Source organism: Enterobacter cancerogenus, from assembly GCF_019047785.1.
Taxonomy (GTDB): Bacteria; Pseudomonadota; Gammaproteobacteria; order Enterobacterales; family Enterobacteriaceae; genus Enterobacter; species Enterobacter cancerogenus.
Map to the genome: position 1 here is coordinate 52,075 of NZ_CP077290.1, position 19,879 is coordinate 71,953.

At 54.3% G+C, this 19,879-nt stretch carries 19 protein-coding genes and 2 pseudogenes; 12 read left to right on the plus strand and 9 right to left on the minus strand.

Translation table 11 applies throughout. The annotated features are described in order from the left end of the window. Positions 1–9: 9 nt before the first annotated feature. Positions 10–99: pseudogene (locus tag I6L58_RS00310) on the minus strand (YkgJ family cysteine cluster protein); the annotation flags it as partial. Between the two features lie 252 nt (positions 100–351). On the opposite strand from I6L58_RS00310, the gene ompW reads away from it, so the two are divergent. Then, positions 352–984, plus strand: coding sequence for an outer membrane protein OmpW (ompW, locus tag I6L58_RS00315; protein ID WP_058610419.1), 633 nt, complete (start codon positions 352–354; stop codon positions 982–984). Between the two features lie 136 nt (positions 985–1,120). After that, positions 1,121–1,282: a hypothetical protein gene (locus tag I6L58_RS00320; protein ID WP_176399421.1), complete on the plus strand. Its 162-nt coding sequence runs from the start codon at positions 1,121–1,123 to the stop codon at positions 1,280–1,282. A 496-nt stretch (positions 1,283–1,778) separates the two neighbouring features. On the opposite strand, the gene yedF is transcribed toward I6L58_RS00320, so the two are convergent. The 3 genes from yedF to I6L58_RS00335 all read right to left on the minus strand — a co-directional run bounded on the left by yedF (position 1,779) and on the right by I6L58_RS00335 (position 4,336). Further along, on the minus strand, positions 1,779–2,012 hold the full coding sequence (gene yedF, locus I6L58_RS00325) for a sulfurtransferase-like selenium metabolism protein YedF (protein WP_006175744.1): 234 nt from the start codon (positions 2,010–2,012) through the stop codon (positions 1,779–1,781). After that, on the minus strand, positions 2,009–3,220 hold the full coding sequence (gene yedE, locus I6L58_RS00330; protein WP_088208346.1) for a selenium metabolism membrane protein YedE/FdhT: 1,212 nt from the start codon (positions 3,218–3,220) through the stop codon (positions 2,009–2,011). The genes yedF and yedE overlap by 4 nt, the downstream gene beginning before the upstream one ends. A 216-nt stretch (positions 3,221–3,436) precedes the next feature. Beyond that, positions 3,437–4,336 carry a LysR family transcriptional regulator gene (locus I6L58_RS00335; protein ID WP_035897671.1) on the minus strand — a complete coding sequence of 300 codons (900 nt, stop codon included), beginning with the start codon at positions 4,334–4,336 and terminating at the stop codon, positions 3,437–3,439. A gap of 227 nt (positions 4,337–4,563) precedes the next feature. On the opposite strand from I6L58_RS00335, the gene I6L58_RS00340 reads away from it, so the two are divergent. The 6 genes and pseudogenes from I6L58_RS00340 (at position 4,564) to I6L58_RS00365 (ending at position 10,151) form a co-directional block, all read left to right on the plus strand. Further along, complete coding sequence (locus I6L58_RS00340; protein WP_080172362.1) at positions 4,564–4,914, plus strand: cyclophilin-like fold protein; 351 nt, start codon at positions 4,564–4,566, stop codon at positions 4,912–4,914. A 127-nt stretch (positions 4,915–5,041) separates the two neighbouring features. Further along, positions 5,042–6,259 (plus strand): MFS transporter, encoded by a 1,218-nt coding sequence (locus I6L58_RS00345; RefSeq protein WP_088208347.1) that lies wholly within the window; start codon positions 5,042–5,044, stop codon positions 6,257–6,259. Positions 6,260–6,275: 16 nt separating this feature from the next. Then, the gene (locus tag I6L58_RS00350; protein WP_088208348.1) at positions 6,276–7,322 is read left to right on the plus strand and encodes an NAD(P)-dependent alcohol dehydrogenase; all 1,047 of its coding nucleotides are present in this window, start codon (positions 6,276–6,278) and stop codon (positions 7,320–7,322) included. Between the two features lie 16 nt (positions 7,323–7,338). Beyond that, on the plus strand, positions 7,339–8,367 hold the full coding sequence (locus I6L58_RS00355; protein ID WP_088208349.1) for an alpha/beta hydrolase: 1,029 nt from the start codon (positions 7,339–7,341) through the stop codon (positions 8,365–8,367). A 25-nt stretch (positions 8,368–8,392) separates the two neighbouring features. Next, positions 8,393–9,379, plus strand: coding sequence for an aldo/keto reductase (locus I6L58_RS00360; protein ID WP_045325189.1), 987 nt, complete (start codon positions 8,393–8,395; stop codon positions 9,377–9,379). Positions 9,380–9,548: 169 nt separating this feature from the next. After that, positions 9,549–10,151: pseudogene (locus tag I6L58_RS00365) on the plus strand (tyrosine-type recombinase/integrase). Between the two features lie 101 nt (positions 10,152–10,252). On the opposite strand, the gene I6L58_RS00370 reads toward I6L58_RS00365, so the two are convergent. Next, positions 10,253–10,705 (minus strand): Lrp/AsnC family transcriptional regulator, encoded by a 453-nt coding sequence (locus I6L58_RS00370; RefSeq protein WP_088208350.1) that lies wholly within the window; start codon positions 10,703–10,705, stop codon positions 10,253–10,255. Between the two features lie 182 nt (positions 10,706–10,887). Between I6L58_RS00370 and I6L58_RS00375 the strand changes: the two genes are divergently transcribed. From I6L58_RS00375 to I6L58_RS00390, 4 genes are all read left to right on the plus strand, one after another. Beyond that, positions 10,888–11,514 carry a LysE family translocator gene (locus I6L58_RS00375; RefSeq protein ID WP_088208351.1) on the plus strand — a complete coding sequence of 209 codons (627 nt, stop codon included), beginning with the start codon at positions 10,888–10,890 and terminating at the stop codon, positions 11,512–11,514. 115 nt (positions 11,515–11,629) lie between these two features. Next, the gene (gene brnQ / locus I6L58_RS00380; RefSeq protein ID WP_088208352.1) at positions 11,630–12,943 is read left to right on the plus strand and encodes a branched-chain amino acid transport system II carrier protein; all 1,314 of its coding nucleotides are present in this window, start codon (positions 11,630–11,632) and stop codon (positions 12,941–12,943) included. Continuing rightward, a complete protein-coding gene (locus I6L58_RS00385) occupies positions 12,943–13,251 on the plus strand; it encodes a hypothetical protein (protein WP_254082141.1) in 309 nt (102 codons plus the stop codon). The genes brnQ and I6L58_RS00385 overlap by 1 nt, the downstream gene beginning before the upstream one ends. Before the next feature lie 78 nt (positions 13,252–13,329). Continuing rightward, on the plus strand, positions 13,330–14,109 hold the full coding sequence (locus I6L58_RS00390; RefSeq protein WP_088208353.1) for a pyrroline-5-carboxylate reductase family protein: 780 nt from the start codon (positions 13,330–13,332) through the stop codon (positions 14,107–14,109). A gap of 115 nt (positions 14,110–14,224) precedes the next feature. Here I6L58_RS00390 and I6L58_RS00395 read toward each other — a convergent pair whose 3' ends face one another. From I6L58_RS00395 to I6L58_RS00410, 4 genes are all read right to left on the minus strand, one after another. Continuing rightward, positions 14,225–14,695 (minus strand): NUDIX hydrolase, encoded by a 471-nt coding sequence (locus I6L58_RS00395; protein WP_088208354.1) that lies wholly within the window; start codon positions 14,693–14,695, stop codon positions 14,225–14,227. Between the two features lie 328 nt (positions 14,696–15,023). Beyond that, positions 15,024–15,734, minus strand: coding sequence for a fimbrial biogenesis chaperone (locus tag I6L58_RS00400; RefSeq protein WP_088208355.1), 711 nt, complete (start codon positions 15,732–15,734; stop codon positions 15,024–15,026). Next, positions 15,703–17,346: a fimbrial adhesin EcpD gene (gene ecpD / locus I6L58_RS00405; RefSeq protein WP_088208356.1), complete on the minus strand. Its 1,644-nt coding sequence runs from the start codon at positions 17,344–17,346 to the stop codon at positions 15,703–15,705. The genes I6L58_RS00400 and ecpD overlap by 32 nt, the downstream gene beginning before the upstream one ends. Next, positions 17,336–19,861, minus strand: a complete 2,526-nt coding sequence (locus I6L58_RS00410; protein WP_088208357.1) for a fimbrial biogenesis outer membrane usher protein — start codon at positions 19,859–19,861, stop codon at positions 17,336–17,338. The genes ecpD and I6L58_RS00410 overlap by 11 nt, the downstream gene beginning before the upstream one ends. Positions 19,862–19,879: the final 18 nt, after the last annotated feature.

Sequence of the window (19,879 nt, forward strand, 5' to 3'; positions counted from 1 at the left end):
TTGCAGGTGTTAATTAGCCGGCAATTGTACACCGGATAACGCCGCTGTGGCAGCATCAAGGGGTGTATGGAAAAGCATATCTTTGTAAAGCAGCGGTAAGAGTCAACTTTCCCGTCTTCAACGCCAGAATCTGATCCTCTCGTTTAGCGATGCTTACTGACAATTACCTGGCCTGCAAATCCTTGAAATTTGATGTAGATACGCATTCGCCCCTCCAGAATGGACCTTAAAAATTAACCCAGATCAATGAATGTTAAAGTATTGGTTTTAATGTGATCTGTGTTAGATCACTTATTACTCATTTGTGAGTATATTCACCACCGCTATGAAAACCACAACGATGGAGCGGATATGAAAAAATTAGCGGTGGCAGCCCTTATCTTAAGCAGTCTCTCTGGCGGCGCGTACGCGCACGAAGCAGGCGAATTCTTTATACGAGCCGGTTCAGCAACGGCCCGTCCAACCGAAGGATCGGATAACGTTCTGGGTCTGGGGGGCTTTAACGTTAGCAACAATACCCAGCTGGGCTTAACGTTCACCTATATGGCAACGGATAACATTGGCGTTGAATTACTGGCAGCCACGCCTTTCCGCCATCGCGTGGGGACGGGGCCAACCGGGGATATCGCTACGGTGCACCATTTGCCGCCTACGCTGATGGCGCAGTGGTATTTTGGTGACTCAAGCAGCAAGGTGCGCCCGTATATCGGGGCAGGCGTGAATTACACCACTTTCTTTGATGAGAAATTTAACGATACCGGGAAAGCGGCAGGGCTTTCCGATCTCAGCCTGAAGGATTCCTGGGGCGTGGCGGGGCAGGTGGGTCTCGATTATCTGATTAACCGCGACTGGCTGATTAACGCCTCGGTCTGGTATATGGATATCGATACTGATGTTCGTTTCAAGGCCGGGGGTGAACAGCAGAGCATCAGCACTCGCCTCGATCCATGGGTGTTTATGTTCTCGGCGGGTTATCGCTTCTGACGCACGCGTTCAGCTGGCCGCGGCGCGGCCAGCCTCTTCAGAATGAGGGATAGACGGGCCGTTCATCCAGCTTAGCGCAGCGTTTAAGGCGCGTTTCGCCGTCATATAAATAGCTGAATGCATCGCTGGAGATGGAATGGAACAGGATATCGCCGTTCGCAAACGGAATAATTTCGGTATCGCCGGAGCGCTTGTGACCAGCGCCGGTTTCAAAATTTCCCTGCCATTTTTCCTGCGTATGATCATAGACATGGAGAATAACCTCGACCAGCCCCCTGTCCGGGCAATTGAGCCGTAAAAGCGTGGAGGAGAAATTGAGAGACGAAGCGTGACATGACACAAATAAAGAAATAAACAAAAACGTTCTAAAAAACATTAATCCATTAAAGCCTTACTCAAACCAGACTTAAGATTTTACTTAAGTCAAGCCACTTAACTTTGCCATGGATCAACATGACTTAGTTTTCAAGGGAATAGCGAATGCTATTGGCGACTGGCTGGTAAAAAAGGACGATATATCCCTATTGAACTAATAATTCATGTAGTCTGGTTACTCCACATAACTGGCTGGAGGGGATATCCCCGACATAAAATTTGAATGTCCGGTTTGTGCGGGTACCCGCTTTTATTTTACCAGGTTTAACCCGGCAGCAAACCAACCCCACGGTGCAGTCTGTTCCGTTTGCGCGACACGACTCACCACACATTCATGCCTACCAAAGCTTAAACGACGGCGATGGCCTAAGCCCGTCACCTGAATAAAGGCCTCGCTGAGGCCTTTTTAGACAGTGGTATTATTTCTGAATTAAATAACGAATAGTCGGACCATCCTGCTGAATATCCAGAACGGTATACCCGTGGTTTTTGGCATCCAGAGGGATATTATTGATCGACTGAGGGCAATCGCTTACCACTTCCAGTATCTCACCTTTTTTAAGCTGTGGCAGCGCTTCAAGCGTGGCGACGGCCGGATATGGGCAAGGCTCGCCGACCATATCGAGACGATAGTCAGGCACGATATCTTTCATGCGATATTCTCCTGTGTTTCAGTGCTGACAGGGCTGCGGCGGAAGAAGCGTTTTTCCTGCGCCACGACGAGTAAAAATGCGATTAACAGCAGGGCGTAGGTCACTAACAGGCCGCCGAGCGGGCCAAACGTCGCGAGCAGATTAACCTTATCCCAGTTGGTCGCCAGCACCGGGGAGAGATCATCCCAGAAATACGCCAGAATCGTTGAGCCAATCACGTTACCCAGACCGACCCACCAGTAATGCACCTGACCTTCCACGGCCCGGTACATCCAGCCCGTTTCGCAGCCGCCGGCCAGCACAATACCAAAGCCAAACAGCAGGCCGCCAATCACGGCGTTTGGACCTGCCCACATGATTTTTGGCTCAACGCCAAGCTGCACATAGCTGAAGATACCAATGGCGCTCACCGCCATCCCGGCAATAATCGCTTTTGCCATCATCGTGCGCCCGGTGATCCACATATCGCGAAACGCGCTGGTAAAGCAGATCTGAGCGCGTTCAATCAGCAGCCCAAAGCCGACGCCGAAAAGCATAGCCAGCCCAAGTTTCGGCTGGTTTAACGCGGTACAAAGTGCCCACGCTACCATCGCGAAAAAGACCAACATCCCAAGGCGGAAGCGACGACGGGCCTGGGCGGGTTTTTGCGTCAGCGGCGATGCTGCGCCCACTTTGACCATCTTCACGGGAATGCGAAACAGCGGGAGCAGGGTGAATTTAGCGCCAAAGTACGAGCCAATGGCCGTCGCCACGGCAAAGAACCAGGCGTGCAGAGAAAACTGAGGAATACCGGTAAAGAAAGCGGCAAGATTACAGCCCATCGCCAGCCGTGCGCCAAACCCGGCAATGATCCCGCCAACAACGGCCTGCATAATACGAATGCGGCTTTTTGGCATGCGGATCTTAACGTTGTTTGCCCACAGCGCTGCCGCAAAGCAGCCGCCGAACATACCGATAATCATCATCCCGTCGATGCGGGTCAGCGGCGTGCCGTCCAGATGAATCAGTTTGAAGTAGCCCCACTCTTCGGCATGTACCCCGGCCAGCTGTAACAGCTGTCCACCCCAGCGGGTAAACTCGCCGGTGACTGCCCAGAAGGTGCCGGTAATGCCAAAATAGTAAGTCGAAAGGATACCGGCTGCGATAACTGCCGGAACGGGTGACCAGAACTTAACCAGGTAAGTCTGCTTGAATTGCTGCCATGTCATGAAGATGCCTCTGAACTCAGAAGGTGTATGTGAAAACAACGGCCCGGAATATATACCTTTTTTCCTTTCTTCAAAACCTCCGAAAAACGTTCCTCAACTATTCCTCGCTTTTTTATGACCTTCATCATTAATCCGCGCTGGTGATGTCCTGGTCTGCTCTGTGCCAAAAGCGGACGTTCACGTCCGTTCTAGAAATATTGGCCCGATAATTCAGCGTTAAATTTTCCGGTTAATACGCAACGCATCCACAACGAGTGAAAACGCTGGGGAAGGCTGTTTACGGCTGGGATAATAAAGATAGTAGCCGGGAAAAGGACGGCACCATTCTTCAAGCACGCGGATCAGTTTTCCTTCCTGCAGATGTGTGCCGAACTCCTCTTCAGGTAAAAAGGCAATGCCCAGTCCGGCAAGAGCTGCGTCAACGACATGTTCCGATGTGTTAAACGTCAGTTGCCCTTCAACCCGAACGTGAAATTTACCGTTTTCCTGCTCAAACTCCCAGGCGTAAATTTTCCCCGATTGAACCATGCGCTCATTAATACAGCAGTGTTGCATCAGATCGCGTGGCGTCTGAGGGGCGGCGCACCGGGCGAAATACTCAGGGGAAGCTACAGCCGCCATGCGCAGTTTCGGGCCAATGGGTACGGCTATCATATCTTTGTCGATAGTGTCCCCGAGCCGCACGCCGGCATCAAAACGATCCGCAACGATATCCCGGAAGCCGTGGTTGGCATCAAACTCAATATGAATATCAGGATATTCGCGTAACAGTGGTGTCAGCTTTGGCAGCAGCGTGGTCTTCAGAACATTAGGTCCACATGTAATACGGACGGTCCCGGCAGGTTTATCACGCAGTGCCGTCAGCATGTCCAGCTCGGCTTCAATCTCATCAATACGATGTCCCACAGACTGCAGCAGGCGCTCCCCGGCAGCCGTCACTGACACACTGCGCGTGGTCCTTGTCAGCAGACGGATTTGCATCCGTTCTTCCAGCCCGGAAATCGCCTGGCTCAGTGCGGGCTGGGTCACGCCGAGCTGGGCGGCAGCGCGCGTAAAGCTGCCCTCACGCGCCACGGTGACGAAAGAGAGTAAGTCGTTGAGATTGCGTCTGGCCATGCTCGTTTCCGGTCCATTTATAAATTTTACTTATAAGGGTATTAAGTATTCATTAGCTAGTTAACCCGCTGCATATTGGTAACAATAATGCGATGAAAAAGTCAACGCTAACCCTTATGCAAAACGCTTACTGCAGAACATCACTGCTGCTCCTTGCCGGCCTGCTTTTCATCACGCAGTCCGCTATGGCGGGTGACAACGACCGGGGAGTGGCGCAGGAGACGCTTATGAAAATTGAGATCATTGTGGAGGGAGAAACCGCCACCGCCACCCTCTTTGATACGCCGACAGGCCGGGACTTTGCGTCTTTGCTTCCCCTCAGCCTGACGCTGGAAGACTATGACGATATTGAGCGTATAAGCGACCTGCCGCGCAGGCTTTCCACGGTGCAGGCACCGGACGGCATAACGCCGGAAGCCGGAGATATCACTTACTACGCGCCCTGGGGCAACCTGGCGATTTTTGCCCGGGGCAGGGCTTACGCCCGTTCACTGATCCCGTTAGGGAAAGTGGATTCCGGACTGCCGGTCCTGCAGCGCCACGGACCTCTTGCGGTGCAGATCAGGGTCGCCAACTGACCCGCAGCACCTTCCGTACCGCGATTATCCCTCTTATCCCGTCCCCGTATGCCGTTTCAGCTCTTCCTGCAGCGCTGAAGGCTCCGGGGCACAGACTTCATGTTATCTACTGAAAAGAAATCCCTGAATGAGTAATAAGACCGACGAAAACAGAAAAAAAAACACCGGAAGCGGGAAACAGCCTGCGCACTGGAGTGGTGTCTTTGCCATGACGCTGTGCGTCTTCGCCCTGATCGCCTCCGAATTCATGCCGGTCAGCCTGCTGACACCGATGGCGCAGACCCTTCGTGTCACCGAAGGCATGGCCGGACAGGGCATCGCCATTTCCGGGGCATTTGCAGTGGTAACCAGCCTGTTTATTTCCGTGCTGGCAGGCACGCTTAACCGGAAAACGCTGCTGCTCGGCCTGACCTGCATTATGGCAATTTCCGGTGCTGTTATTGCGATGGCACCCAATTACATGACCTATATGGCGGGCAGGGCCCTGATTGGCATTGTGGTCGGCGGGTTCTGGTCAATGTCGGCCGCGACGGCAATGCGTCTGGTCCCGGTGCATCGTGTTCCGCTGGCGCTGGCTATTTTCAACAGCGGCAATGCTCTGGCTACCGTCGTGGCTGCCCCTCTGGGCAGCTGGCTCGGATCGGTGGTTGGCTGGCGGGGGGCCTTCTTCTGCCTGGTGCCGGTCGCCATCATCGCGTTTGTCTGGCAATTACTCAGTCTGCCTTCCATGCCGGTCACCCGTCAGGCCGCGGCTTCCCGCAACGTATTCATGCTGTTTCGTCGCCGGGTGGTCACGCTGGGCATGCTGGGTGTGGGGATCTTCTTTATGGGGCAATTCACGCTCTTTACCTACATCAGGCCTTTCCTTGAGACGGTGACGCGGGTGGATGACGCAACGGTGACCCTGGTCCTGCTGGTTATTGGTGTAGCGGGTTTCATCGGCACTACGCTGATTGGCCGGGTGTTAAAACGCGGGTTCTACCCGACCCTGATGGCCATCCCGGTACTGATGGCCATCACCGCGCTGGCACTGATTGCCTTCGGCAGTCAGGTAGCCATCGTGACGGCGTTGCTTGGGCTGTGGGGGCTGATTTCCACAGCCGCACCGGTGGGATGGTGGGCATGGGTTCCGCGTACCTTCCCTCAGAATGCCGAAGCGGGCGGCGGACTGATGGTGGCGATGGTGCAGCTGTCCATTGCTCTCGGTTCGACGGTGGGCGGCCTGCTTTTCGACCATCACGGCTACCAGAGCACCTTCCTGGCCAGCGCCGCGATGCTGATTATCGCAACCGTACTGATCTTCCTGACCTCGCGGGCAGACACTTCTGCCGCAGACCATTCATAAACCCAGGAGTAATGCCATGACAGTTAAAGCTTACGGTGCCCATGCGGGCACACTGCCGCTGGAGCCGATGGATATCACCCGTCGCGCCCCCGGTGCCCATGATGTGCAGATTAATATCGCGTACTGCGGAGTCTGCCATTCGGATATCCACCAGGTACGCGCTGAATGGGCTGGAACGCTCTATCCCTGCGTACCGGGACATGAAATTGTCGGTCGTGTAGTGGCCGTTGGCGATCACGTCTCCGGTTTTTGTGCAGGGGACCTGGTGGGGGTCGGCTGCATTGTCGACAGCTGCCGGCACTGCAGTGACTGTGACGACGGACTGGAGAACTACTGCGACCATATGACAGGGACATACAATTTCCCGACGCCGGATGCGCCGGGCCACACGCTGGGCGGATATTCGCAGCAGATTGTGGTGCATGAGCGCTATGTCCTGCGCGTCACTCACCCAGAAGCGCAACTGGCCGCCGTGGCTCCGCTGCTGTGCGCGGGGATCACAACGTACTCACCGCTGCGTCACTGGCAGGCGGGCCCCGGCAAAAAGGTCGGCGTGGTCGGTATCGGTGGACTGGGGCATATGGGGATCAAGCTTGCGCACGCCATGGGCGCGCATGTTGTGGCCTTTACCACGTCTGAGTCCAAACGTGACGCCGCCAGAGTGCTTGGTGCAGATGAGGTGGTGGTCTCCCGTCATGCCAGCGAAATGGAAGCCCATGCAAAGAGCTTCGATTTTATCCTCAACACCGTTGCTGCGCCGCATAACCTCGACGTGTTCACTGCGCTGCTGAAACGCGATGGCACGATGACCCTGGTGGGTGCGCCGGCCACGCCGCATGATGCGCCAGAAGTGTTCAGCCTCATCATGAAGCGCAGGTCGATTGCCGGGTCGATGATTGGCGGCATTCCTGAAACGCAGGAGATGCTCGATTTCTGCGCCCAACACGGCATTGTCGCCGACATTGAGCTTATCCGCGCCGACCAGATTAACGACGCCTATGAGCGCATGCTCAGGGGCGATGTGCATTACCGGTTTGTCATTGATAACGCCACCCTGGCTTAATGATAAGGAGACCATCATGAAAAAATTTACGTTAGCGCTGGGGCTGTTGATCAGTGCATTTGCTTCCTCTGCGGCGGATATGTCCCGTGGGGCCGATAATTTTTATAAAAGCGATAAGGTGACGCAGCAAAAAGTCACCTTTAAAAACCAGTATCAGATGGCCGTGGTCGGCAACCTGTTTATCCCGAAAAAGATGAACCAGAATACCCGACACCCGGCGATCGTCGTTGGTCACCCGATGGGAGCCGTTAAGGAACAGAGTTCGAATCTCTATGCGCAGAAGCTGGCGGAGCAGGGGTTTGTCACGCTGGCTATCGATCTCTCTTTCTGGGGAGAAAGCGAGGGCAAACCGGGGCACCTGATTTCACCGGAAATCTACACAGATGATTTCAGCGCGGCGGTTGATTATCTAAGCACACAGCCGTTTGTCGATCCGGATAGCATCGGTGTATTAGGTATCTGCGGCAGCGGAAGTTTTGTTATCAGTGCTGCCAAGATTGACTCGCGTATGAAAGCCATTGCCACGGTCAGCATGTATGACATGGGGAGCGCGTTCCGTAATGGCCTTAATCATTCCCAGACGGGAGAACAACGTAAGGCCTTTATCCAGTCAGCCACTGAGCAACGGTTAGCCGAGTTTAAGGGCGGCGAGACGGCTTATATCCCTGGCACCGTGAACAAACTGGATGACTCCACACCGGATATTCAGCGTGAGTTCTTTGATTTCTACCGCACCGAACGCGGCGGCTACACCCCACAGGGTCAGAAAGAAGAACTGACGACGAAACCGATGCTGAGCAGTATTGGCAAGTTTATGAACTTCTATCCGTTCAACGATATTGAAACCATCTCTCCGCGCCCGATGCTGTTTATTACCGGCGATCAGGCACACTCAAAAGAGTTCAGCGAGGACGCTTTCAAACGCGCCGGTCAGCCTAAAGAACTGTACATCGTACCGGGCGCAGGGCATGTCGATCTGTATGACCGTACCGACGTAATCCCTTTTGGCAAGCTGACAGACTTTTTCCGTAAGAATCTGCAATAACACGTTCAGTTAAGGAGCATTTGACATGAACTACAAACATCTGGGGCGTACCGGTCTGCGGGTGAGCCGCATCGGTCTCGGTACCATGAATTTCGGTGAGCTGACGGATGAGTCGGCCAGCTTCAGGATCATGGATGAAGCCGTGGATGCAGGTATCAACTTTTTCGATACCGCTGACGTCTATGGCGGGCCGCAGTCGCCGGATATGGCAAAGGGTTACGGAACATCCGAAGAAATCATCGGTAACTGGCTGGCGCGTAGTGGTCAGCGTGACCGGATAGTGCTGGCCACGAAAGTTTACCAGCCGATGGACACGGGGCCGAACGACAAATACCTGTCTGCCTACCATATCCGCCGGGCCTGTGAGGCCAGCCTGAAAAGGCTGAAAACGGACCATATCGATCTCTATCAGATGCACCATATCGACCGGAACACGCCCTGGGAGGAGATCTGGCAGGCCATGGAACAGCTGATCCGTGAGGGTAAAATCAGCTACGTTGGCAGCAGTAACTTTGCTGGCTGGGATATTGCCACTGCACAGTGCAAGGCCGACGCGCGCAACCTGCTGGGGCTGGCATCGGAACAGAGCCTGTACAATCTGACTCAGCGCACGATTGAGCTAGAAATCATTCCGGCGCTGCGTCATTACGGCATTGGCCTGATCCCCTGGAGCCCGGTCGGGATGGGGATGCTGGGCGGTGTTCTGAAGAAAATTGCCGGTGGCCGCCGGGCATCACCGCAGTTGCAGGCACAAATCAACCGCCTGCGGCCACAACTGGAGGCCTGGGAAACACTGTGTGATGAGCTGGGGGAAACACCATCAGACGTCGCGCTGGCTTGGCTACTGCAGAACTCGGTGGTTAGCGCCGTGCTCAGTGGTCCGCGTACAGTTGAACAGCTCCGTCAGAATCTCAATGCCCTGACGCTGTCTCTTTCAGACGATACGCTCAAAAGGCTGGATACCATCTGGCCGGGGCCAGGCGGAGAGGCACCTGAAGCTTACGCGTGGTAAAAGGTTATCAGTGTTAACAATTACCGGCCTTCGGGTCGGTAATTACATTATTTCGGCGAAATTTATTTATTACCTGAAGATGTTGTACTTTTCATCAATTCTTAGATGTCCGCTGTTCGCTCATATGGGACAACCATAATCACATCTCCTAACCCAAAGGAGATTGAGCATGACAACATACCCCTGGAACAAGGGCCGTATTATTGGCCAGAAACGGCCTCTTCAGATCTCTCATATCTGGGGAATCCATATCAGACTTGAGCTGGAAGGAAAAGTACGCGATTTAGCTCTATTTAACATGGCTCTGGACAGTAAACTTCGGGGCTGTGATCTGGTTAAGCTAAAAGTTTCTGATGTGGCCTATGGGCACTCTGTTTCGGGCAGAGCGACAGTGCTGCAGCAAAAAACGGGAAGCCCCGTTCAGTTTGAACTGACTAAAGGAACAAGAGAGTCTGTAGCAGCGTGGATCAAAATGGCTCATCTACGTAGTAGCGACTATCTGTTCCAGTCCCGCGTCGGTTCTTCACAACATATCTCAACAAGGCAATATAACCGTATTTTTCATGGATGAATTGATAAGCTGGGTCTCGACGAGGCTCTGTACAGCACGCATTCTATGCGAAGAACCAAGCCATATCTGATCTATAAAAAAACGAAGAATCTTCGAGTGATCCAGCTACTTTTAGGTTACAAGAAACTCGAAAGTACCGTCCGTTATCTCGGTATTGAAGTGGATGATGCCCTAGAGATATCTGAGTCTATTGAAGTTTAATTTATGAGGGCTGCAAAAGCAGCCCTGTGTCAAAAGCGGACGTTGTTTGCTGGGCGGCTCTGCGTGACCGTCATAATTATCGGTGACTTTATCTTCCTGAATCAGGGAACTACCGGTCTGTTATTAACTACCGTTTTCATGATCAGTGTTGAGGTCAGGCGCTGAACGCCTGGCAGCGCTGAAAGGTCAAGATCATAGAGCCGCTGAAAGCTCTCCATGTCCCGTGTCAGGACGTGCAGCATATAATCCGGGTTACCAAACAGGCGCTGCGCGTTTATCACCTCTGGGACGTCAACCACCGCCTCCTCAAAGCTGCTTACCGCCTGACGATCGGCCTTTTCAAGTGATACAAAAACGATCACTGAAAAGCTCAGTCCGAGCTTGGCGGTATCGACCTGAGCACGATATCCACTGATGATGCCCGTCTCTTCAAGGCTTTTAACGCGACGGTGGCAGGGGGAAAGGCTCAGCCCGACCTTGTCCGCCAGCTCTGTCAGGGACAGGCGTCCGTCAGCCTGGAGTTCAGCAATGATCTTTTTATCGGTTCTGTCCACGTTCCCGCCTTATCAGGTAGTCAAATCCACACGATTCAGATCTGGAATATATTTCTCATTATACCCGATTTAAAGCAAACATCTTCTAAAAAAACCGCCATCAAAGGCTAATCAGGAAAGTTATCCCGCACATCAGTTGATAAGATCGTTTTTAGTTTTTAACTGAACAGAAAGGTGATGAAGTGGATTTCAGTTTGCTAGCAGCGTTCTGGATTGTATCGTTTTCTCTTGTTATGACGCCCGGAGCGGACTGGGCCTATGCCATTTCTTCCGGCATGCGCAACAGAATGCTGCTTCCGGCTGTGTCCGGCATGCTGCTGGGGTATGTTGTCATAACGGTTGTCGTCGCGGCCGGCGTTGGAGCACTGGTCGCCAGCATGCCGGTCATTCTGACGGTGCTTACCTATGCCGGAGCGGCCTATCTGCTGTGGCTCGGGGCCGGCGTCCTGCGCAATCCCCCGGTTCCGTCTGCAGGTAACTTTGGCGGGGAGGTAAACAGGTTCCGGACGCTGATGAAGGGGTTTGGCATCAGCGGGATCAACCCGAAAGCGCTGCTGCTTTTTCTGGCGCTTCTGCCGCAGTTCACCAGTCGTGACGCCGGCTGGTCAGTTGGCGTGCAGATTTTCTTTATGGGACTGATTCAGATTATTAACTGCGCGGTGGTGTATAGCGTCGTCGGGCTGGGTTCGAAAGCGATCCTGCGCACGCGTCCGGAGGCGGCGCGGCGGGTCAGCCAGTTCTCTGGCATTGCCATGATTTTCATCGCTTTCCTGCTCATCGGTGAGCAGATCTATACCGCCCTGAAATAACGGGCTCACGCCACGCCCGGGGGCATCATCTCGGGTGCCCCTGGCTTCTGTGAAATGAATAATCAGGCTGACCGCGCTGCGTGACAGCCCCTGCAAACACATCTATGGCACATCAATGAACACATTTCGCATCAGAGACATCATTATCCTTGGCTTCATGAACTTTGCCCTGTTCGTCGGCGCCGGTAATATCATCTTTCCACCGTTCATCGGCCTGCAGGCCGGTACATCTGTCTGGACGGCAGCGGCGGGATTTCTGCTGACGGGCGTCGGGCTTCCCGTTATTACCGCCATTGTGATGGCAAAGGCTGGCGGGGCATTATCCGCCGTCACCCGCCCGGTTGGCAGGGTGTGCGGCTTACTGCTGGCCGTTATCTGTTACCTTTGCATCGGACCGTTCTTTGCCACGCCGCGTACTGCGACGGTTTCCTATGAGCTCGCCGTTCAGCCGTTTACGGGCAGCGAACGCTGGCTGCCGGTCTGGAGCGCAGTTTATTTTGGCATTGTTATTCTGGTTTCGCTCTATCCCGGTAGGCTGCTGGATACGGTGGGCAGATTCCTGTCCCCGGTCAAGATTCTGGCTCTGATTGTCCTTGCCGTAGCGGCGCTGGCTTATCCTGCAGGCCAGCCCCGTGCTCCGGAAGGGGTATACGCAACGGCCGCCTTTTCACAGGGCCTGACCAGCGGTTACCTGACTATGGATACGATGGCCTCTCTGGCTTTTGGCCTCGTTATCGTTAACGCTATCCGCTCACGGGGCGTGACCTCCGGGCGGCTCATCACGCGTTATGCCGTATGCTCCGGCCTGATTGCGGGCGCCGGTCTGGCGCTGGTTTATCTGAGCCTCTTCCGGCTCGGCACCGGCAGTATGGGGCTGACAGTAAGCGCCACAAACGGGGCGCAGGTGCTCAGCGCCTACGTACACCATGTCTTTGGCGCAGGCGGAGACGTGTTCCTGGGCGCGCTCATTACACTGGCCTGCCTGGTCACCGCCATTGGCCTGACCTGCGCCTGCGCCGCCTGGTTCAGCTCCGTTACCCGCATCAGCTATCGCGCTTATGCCTGGTTCTTCGCGGCCTTCTCCATGCTGGTTTCCAATATGGGCCTGACGCAGCTTATCGCCTTCTCGGTGCCGGCGCTGACGGCCGTGTATCCGGTCTTTATCGTACTCGTCCTGACTTACTTCATCCGGACACGTTTTTACTCTCCCGCCCGTGTCATCGCGCCCGCCGCACTGATATCGTTTCTGTTCGGCATTGCTGACGCGCTTTCTTCGGCCGGCATCAGTGTGTGGCCCTTTAGGCTGGTGCAGTATCTCCCACTTCACAATCAGGGTCTCGCCTGGCTACTGCCTTCGCTCGCGGTCATGCTCGCCGCCGCCGTCGCCGACCGCTGGCGTTCTCCACCCTCCCTGACGGAAGAGGGATAATGACGATGAAGGGCATTAAGGTTGCGCGGCAGAAGGTGCCTTATGCCGTTCTTCTACCCTGCCTGATTGCAGCATTACTGGCAGGGTTTACCGGACTGGAGAACGCCCTCTGGCGTCTGGGGAAAAGCTATCCGGCCGCGCTGGCACAGACGAGATACGTTGATGATATTCATCTGCTGACGCCGCAGGCGGTGCGCGACATCTGTAGTATGCCGCTGGCTCAGCCTGAATTGGTTAAAAAGAGCAATGGGCTATATTTGCGGTGCGGCACGCCGCTGCTTGAGGGCATTTACCGCATAGCCCGGTGATATACCGTCGTGAGCGGCGGACGGATAAGCGGCCCGGCAGCACGCAGTGGTGCCAGCTGAAAATAAAAGGAACGGCAAATGAAAATAGGTATTTTAGGCGTGGGGGAACTCACGGAAAAAATCGTGGCCGGCCTGGCCGCCGCCGAAACTGCTGCTGAAATCGTGCTTTCCCCCAGAAACGCCGCGCGTGCAGACAGGCTTCGTGAGACCTGCGGCAGCCAGGTAACCGGCAGCAGCCAGGCAGCCGCTGAAGATGCCGATATAGTGATTGCAGGCGTCCGGCCTGATTCGCTTGCAGGACTGGCGTCAGAGGTATCGCTTAAACCCCATCAGCTGCTGGTTTCGCTGGCTGCAGGCGTCAGTATGGACCAGTTGCAGACGCTGTTCAGTCACAAACGTGTGGTGAGAATGATGCTTACCTATGCCGCCGGGATAAACCAGACGACGGTTGTGCTGACGGCCTGCGATGAGAAAACCCGGACATTCTTTTCCGCACTCGGTGAAGTGATTGTTCTGGAAAATGAAGAGTTGTTCGAACTGGCGACGGTCAGCATGTGCATGAACGGCTGGTTTTATCACCTCGCTGACGGCCTACAGAGCTGGTTAGCGAAAAAAGGCATGCCGCAGCATCATGCCCGCAGTCTTGTGCTTGGCGCGATGCACGACTGTGCCGCTTATGCTGGTCATAACGACGGGGTGCCTCTTGATAACCTGCTGCAGGCAGTCGCGACAGAAGGAACTTTTACGGCGCAGGGCCTTAATATTTTGCGTGAGCAGCAGATCATGCAGCCCTGGGTAAAGGCGGCCGATGAGGTACTTCACTCTTTAGTTACCGACAATAAGGATTCCGAAAACTAACCTCACCATGTTTGTGGCAAAGCAAGTGGAGTCTGCCTGCTCAGAATTCACAATGTCCGCTCTTAGCAGACGTTTAGCCCAGTTAGCTTGTCCGCTGCGTACCAGGAGCGGACTTCTAAGCCTGCTCGGTGAATGAGGTGCTGAGGAAGCCGTCAAGTAGGTTGATTATCAAATCGAGTGGGAAGATGATTTCATTGGTTTGTCTGAGCTCTTCCAAGCTCCACCAGTAATGATCGCGCATAACTTCTCTTTCATTGTTACTCCAACCTGAACGGTCAATATCTGATTTATCTGCATTTATAATAAAGAAACGTTCTTCAGCAAGAACGGTCTCACCATTGGGCAGCATCATCGGGAAGGTCCTGGAGGCTATTTGTGGCCCCGCAGTGCTTCTTGCCAGGCCTGTTTCTTCAAATAATTCACGTAGCGCTGCCTGCTCAAAAGACTCATTGTGCTCAAGTCCTCCGCCTGGCGTAGCCCAGTATGTTTTTCCCTTTAGAGCATCATCTTTATGGCAGAATCTAAAGAGCAGTACATGATGTTCAGGTGAAAGGACTAACAATCGGGAGGCTGGACGAGTACGCATATATTCCCTCTTCAATAAAATTCACACCCACATTTCGGATTTTCATATAAGCCTGGAGACATTACTCACATCTGTGTGTCCTGATTAGCCCAGAGATGCACATCAACGCCTTGCATCGTCTCAGTCGTTTACGAATCCAGATAAATTTCTCAATATTCTGCGTATAGCGTGCGGCTCTTAACCAGAGTCTGCAAGCATAGAAATAGTCACCATTACACTCATAGCTTGATGCCAATTCTATATTTATGTCATCTCTTTCCATACTCGGCCTGTGTATGCTCATTAATCAGCACGCCAGTGTCATTCTGATTATTAATTGATATAAGGGTCAGTCCGCTGGTCGGGGCTCCGCCGGGCAGGTATCGCTGATCTTTATAAATTTGTCGTTATAGATCAGATAATGATGACCCGACAGACGCAGCGCCGGCTGACGAACCACATCACCGGGACGCAGATACCACGCGTCGCCCTCATCTTCGGTCGAATTACATCCCGGTTTGATCAGCAATTTAAACCAGGTGTTACCGGTATTGCTCACCGTCCCGGCCACCTTGTCGAACGCCCACTGAAACTGAACCTTACGCGGGCGAACGACCAGAATGGTATCCATCACCACCACCGGCTCCATGCTGACCTCACCGCCTGTCGGGCTCTGCCTCGTCAGGTTGCGGGTGGGGATCTCACGAAATGAAACCCGGTAGTAGCGTTCACGGTTATCTCGGGGGCCATGATAATAAAATTTGAAATACTCGCTTTCTCCGGCCTGTAACGTGAGCTGTCGGGGGGCGAACAACAGTTCGCCATCCACCGGTCGGGAGCGCACTTCACCGCCGCCAGGGCGATCGATGGCGCTAACAGCAATGCGGTACAGCCGCGCGCTTTTGTTGTTGTTCACTACCCGTTTGCTGGCGAAATCCATCTCAGCCGGCAGGGAGAAGGTGAGGTTACCGACCGAGATAGCCTGTGTCTGAGAAGCTGCGAGAAACAAGCCCAGGGCCAGCAGGGCTTTAATTAATGTTACGCCACGTCGCCTGAACATGAATTTCTCCTGAAGCGCTGACTTCGCCAAACCAGCCATTATCGTCTACCGTACGTAGTGAAATGGTGTTATCCATCGGAATCGAAAATTTCACCGTCGTTTTATCCAACTGCCCGACTTCGCCGGAGATATCGGTCCAGGGCGTAGTCAACCAAAGCGCCTCGGACATATCCCGCCAGTTGTCATCACACCCGGCATCGTAGGACTGCTCTGTCCCGTTGCGGGTAATAAATGAGAGCGTGGCCGGAAACGGCACTTTTGCGGTACCGTCATCGGAGCTGAAGAGACAGTAGGAACGCCCGCCAATCACCTGTGACGGTCCGGTCACCTTGATGAGTACTTCGTCGGCGGCCGTTTTACCGCTGGTGGTGACAATGTAGCCGAAATCAAGTGACGGTTCGTCGCTGCCAACAAATCCCTCCCGTGATGGCGACGACGTATATTCGTCGGAGATAATGCTGATGCTAAAATCACGGGGCTTGATAATCAGCGTATTGGAGGTGGAAAACTCGTACCATCCCGACTCCGGCGAGGTGATGTTCTGGAAGCGAAAGTTAAACAGATCCTTGGTGTTAATATCGCTGATCCCGAGATTAACCATCTGCTTAAAAAAGTTGCTTGAAAAGAAAACATAGATCGAATCTGCGCTCTTCATCTCGTTGAAGTTATAGAAATAGGCAGTATTGCTTACTGGCTTCCACGAATTGCCATTCAGGCTGAATTGCATATCGTATATACCGACGGCAGAGGCAAGCGACGAGTTGGCAATTGCCGGGAAAATACGGATCGAGGTGTTACTTAACCCGTTTGTCTGCAAGGTATAGCTGACCATTTTGCAGCTTAGTCCGGATAAGCTGCCGATGGTTTGCGTCCGGCAGTCGGCATTTCCCTCACCCAGAGTCGGTACACCGTCACTGTTGATAAATACCTCCGCCAGGGAATTGGTATTGATCAACCGCAGATTTGCGGCTTTGGTATGGGTGACGTTGCGGACATACCAGTTGCCGGAGGACTGATCCTTACAGCGGGCACCGCTGCTGGCGTCATAGGTCGCAGAGGTCTGGCAGGCATTGATGGTCATCGTAAAGCTGCCGCCGACGGGCATCTGCTGCAGATACTGATAGAACGCGTCGGACATCATGCCATGCATCCACTTTGCGCCCCCGCTGGTCACAGTTGCGCCATAAAATCCGCTGGCATCGGTGGTTTGCGGCAGGATTAGGCTGGTAGCCATATCGCAACCGGCGTACCAGTTGATGCAGCGAAGGCCGGTCAAGGGGTGCGACACCGGCGAATTTTCAAGCCACATATCAAACTTCCAGTTGGCATTGAGCAGGGTGTTGTAGCCGTTATCGATATAGCCGAGGCTCTGCTGATAAATGGTGCCTGAGCCTGTGTATTTCAAACCGGTCCAGCGGTTGGCACCGGTCAGGCGTGGGTCCAGTACCCCGCCCGGTGTGACGAAAAAGTTATCGTCGGAGTTGTTTTCAACGAACACAAACTCACGCGTCGGTGCATCCGGCCACGTGGTTTTGGTCACGGCGGCCCTGAGCACAGTCACTGGCCAGAGTAGCGCGAGGATCGCCAGCGCTATCAGTGGGTTAACTTTCATTCTTATCTCCTGTCTGTTGTACTGCCGCCCATGATGAGAGGCCGCTACAGACCACATCCCCAACCCAGACGGCACCACGCGCGTTGCTGAGATCCAGCGCTACTTCGCAGGTCTTATTGCCGCCATAGCTAAAATCGATAGTGGGATAACTCTTGTCCACGTCCATGACAAATTCGCCGCTTTCATCGGTTCGGGTCCGGCCGATATGGTTGTTAATTAACGCATTAGCCATCACCGTGCCGTCTTCCGCGCGGATACGACCTGAGACGGTGACCATTTGTTTCACCTCTGGCTCAATCACTGCGACGTTGCCGGGATAGAGCGTCAGATGACTCTTGCGTCCGCTGACGATGTCGTAGCTGTCGAGCGAATTTTTACTGTTCTGCAGTTCCACCTCATACCTGCCATAGGGAGAGAGGGGCAGATAGTTACGCTTGCCGCTGAGTGGAAAAATTCGCCCGTTTACTTTGGCGCTTATCTGCCCGTCATCATCCAGTCCGGTGTTGAATATCACACCGGCGTTGCCGTCGGTGCGTCCGCTGGCGGCGAGGTTTTTGCCCTGCCAGCCGACACTGCCGCTGGCAGTCAGGTTGGTATTAACGTAGCCGTCCGCTGCGCTGTTGACGTTAAGGGTTCCACTGGCGTAGCGGGCATCAAACTGGGCATAGGCTCCGCCGCTGAGTGTCTTGTCATCCCCGGTATCCCCGGAGATGGCCCGCGACAGATTGGTGCCGATGGTGCGAATTGTTCCTTCATCAAACTGTTTACGCGCCGACAGGTTAGCCATGGTGTAGCCGTTCTGATGGGTCATCCCGGCACTGAACCAGTTCCCTAAAGGCAGCGACAGGTCGAGGGCAATATATTTCCCTGTATTGGCACTGCTGTTGCCATTGTTAAAGCGCTGGATCCCCGCCCGCAGGCCAAGAGAGCCAAAGGTGCCACTGTAGACCGTCTGATAATAATCCGCCGTGTAGTAATGGCTGTTGTTGCGCCGGTCATCGTTGTAGCTGATGCTAAATGTGCCCAGCTTCGACCATAATGCGTTGAGGTTTAAGGTACCGCCGATGGCCCGGTTGTCAGCATCGCTGCGCCGTAATTGATCGCCAATGCGTGTTTTCTCCTGGTTGACCCAAAGCGAACTGAAGCCCCCTGGCAACGTGGCGCTGATACTACCGACGCCACTCCATGAGCTATCGCTGGCCAGCATACTTTGCAGATTAACGTTGACCGACTCACCCAGTGGCAGTGTCAGACGGGTTTCGCCCACCGCCTGATTGTCATAGCCGTATCCGGTTGCAGCCCAACTCAACGTGTCGAGCGAGCCGGACGCCGAGAGGCCGGCCAGCCAGCTCTCTTTTGCCGGCCGCGTCTTTTTCCCGCTCTCTGACCAGCGATCCATATGAAAGCTGCCGCCCCATACCTGCCACGCCAGTGGCGCACCCACGCCGCGTCCCCGGCTGAACAGTTTATTGACTCGCTGAGTGCGTTTACTGACCACGCGACCGTTGACGATCACTTCCACTTCCACATCATAAATACCGTACGGTAGTCCGCGGGTATCCACTTCATAGCTACCCATAGCGAAGTTCTGAACGCTCAGCAGTCGCCCGTCACGGATAAGATGCACTTCTCCCGCTGCGGGTAAAAAAGCGATCACTGGCGTGGTCGACTGGCTGCTGTCGAAAATGGTGGAGCTGGCCTGATTTCCCCAGGAAAGACCGTAAATCTTCCCGGCCGAAATGGCGGTCATTGGTCCCAGCGACTGCAGGTTCCAGGTATCAAGCATCCCGCCCGCAAAACGGTGGCCGGCGAAATCGCGTTCATACATTGCCTTATATAATTCGCTGTCTTGTTGACCGCTGCCGATACCGTACAGCGAGCCATCCAGCGCCACATGGTGCTCCCGAAGGGCGGTGACGTTGTTCAGCGACAGGTAACTGGAGGTATTGCTTCCTCCATCACGCATCTGGTTGTTATAGACGCCGAGGTTATAGGTCAGGTTGCTGCTAACGGCGTTGACGCTGGACTGGCCAATATCATCGCTGCGCGCGCGCAGCACAGTACCCAGCGCCTCGCGTTTGACCACCAGCTGCAGCAGCAACTGGCGCAGGCTAAGATCCAGTTGTGCATTGTCTGTCAGGGTAATGGTGAGCGCCTCGCTGAACGGGACGTCGGCGAGGCTGTTCAGCTGCTGCCGGGTCTTCTCGCTCACGCTGGCGTTATCCTCTCTCTCTTCCAGCTGGATCTGCCTTATACGCAGTTGGTTACCATCCAGCCAGATAAAGGCACTGCCGATCCGCTGGTCGTCCCGCGTATCCTGGCTGCCGGCGAGATGAATATAGAGCGGGACGCTCATGCCGTCCTGCAACGCCTGACTGAAGGCCTGCGGAATCATCACGCCGCCAATCTGCTGCGCACCGATGCCAGCAGCGCTTGCATCAGGCTGAACGAACAAAAATAGTATGCTGAAGGCAAACCGCGTCTTCAGTTCTTGGGAAATCCGTCGTAGAGGCATCGTCGTTATCCATCTGCA

Excerpts from the sequence above, each read along its gene's own strand:
- I6L58_RS00350 (WP_088208348.1), top strand. The coding sequence starts at position 6,276 with ATGACAGTTAAAGCTTACGGTGCCCATGCGGGCACACTGCCGCTGGAG.
- I6L58_RS00395 (WP_088208354.1), bottom strand. The coding sequence starts at position 14,695 with ATGCGTACTCGTCCAGCCTCCCGATTGTTAGTCCTTTCACCTGAACAT.
- I6L58_RS00360 (WP_045325189.1), top strand. The coding sequence starts at position 8,393 with ATGAACTACAAACATCTGGGGCGTACCGGTCTGCGGGTGAGCCGCATC.
- I6L58_RS00385 (WP_254082141.1), top strand. The coding sequence starts at position 12,943 with ATGACGATGAAGGGCATTAAGGTTGCGCGGCAGAAGGTGCCTTATGCC.
- yedF (WP_006175744.1), bottom strand. The coding sequence starts at position 2,012 with ATGAAAGATATCGTGCCTGACTATCGTCTCGATATGGTCGGCGAGCCT.
- ompW (WP_058610419.1), top strand. The coding sequence starts at position 352 with ATGAAAAAATTAGCGGTGGCAGCCCTTATCTTAAGCAGTCTCTCTGGC.
- brnQ (WP_088208352.1), top strand. The coding sequence starts at position 11,630 with ATGAACACATTTCGCATCAGAGACATCATTATCCTTGGCTTCATGAAC.
- I6L58_RS00390 (WP_088208353.1), top strand. The coding sequence starts at position 13,330 with ATGAAAATAGGTATTTTAGGCGTGGGGGAACTCACGGAAAAAATCGTG.
- I6L58_RS00400 (WP_088208355.1), bottom strand. The coding sequence starts at position 15,734 with ATGTTCAGGCGACGTGGCGTAACATTAATTAAAGCCCTGCTGGCCCTG.
- I6L58_RS00340 (WP_080172362.1), top strand. The coding sequence starts at position 4,564 with ATGAAAATTGAGATCATTGTGGAGGGAGAAACCGCCACCGCCACCCTC.
- I6L58_RS00345 (WP_088208347.1), top strand. The coding sequence starts at position 5,042 with ATGAGTAATAAGACCGACGAAAACAGAAAAAAAAACACCGGAAGCGGG.
- I6L58_RS00355 (WP_088208349.1), top strand. The coding sequence starts at position 7,339 with ATGAAAAAATTTACGTTAGCGCTGGGGCTGTTGATCAGTGCATTTGCT.
- yedE (WP_088208346.1), bottom strand. The coding sequence starts at position 3,220 with ATGACATGGCAGCAATTCAAGCAGACTTACCTGGTTAAGTTCTGGTCA.
- I6L58_RS00410 (WP_088208357.1), bottom strand. The coding sequence starts at position 19,861 with ATGCCTCTACGACGGATTTCCCAAGAACTGAAGACGCGGTTTGCCTTC.
- I6L58_RS00335 (WP_035897671.1), bottom strand. The coding sequence starts at position 4,336 with ATGGCCAGACGCAATCTCAACGACTTACTCTCTTTCGTCACCGTGGCG.
- ecpD (WP_088208356.1), bottom strand. The coding sequence starts at position 17,346 with ATGAAAGTTAACCCACTGATAGCGCTGGCGATCCTCGCGCTACTCTGG.
- I6L58_RS00320 (WP_176399421.1), top strand. The coding sequence starts at position 1,121 with ATGGAACAGGATATCGCCGTTCGCAAACGGAATAATTTCGGTATCGCC.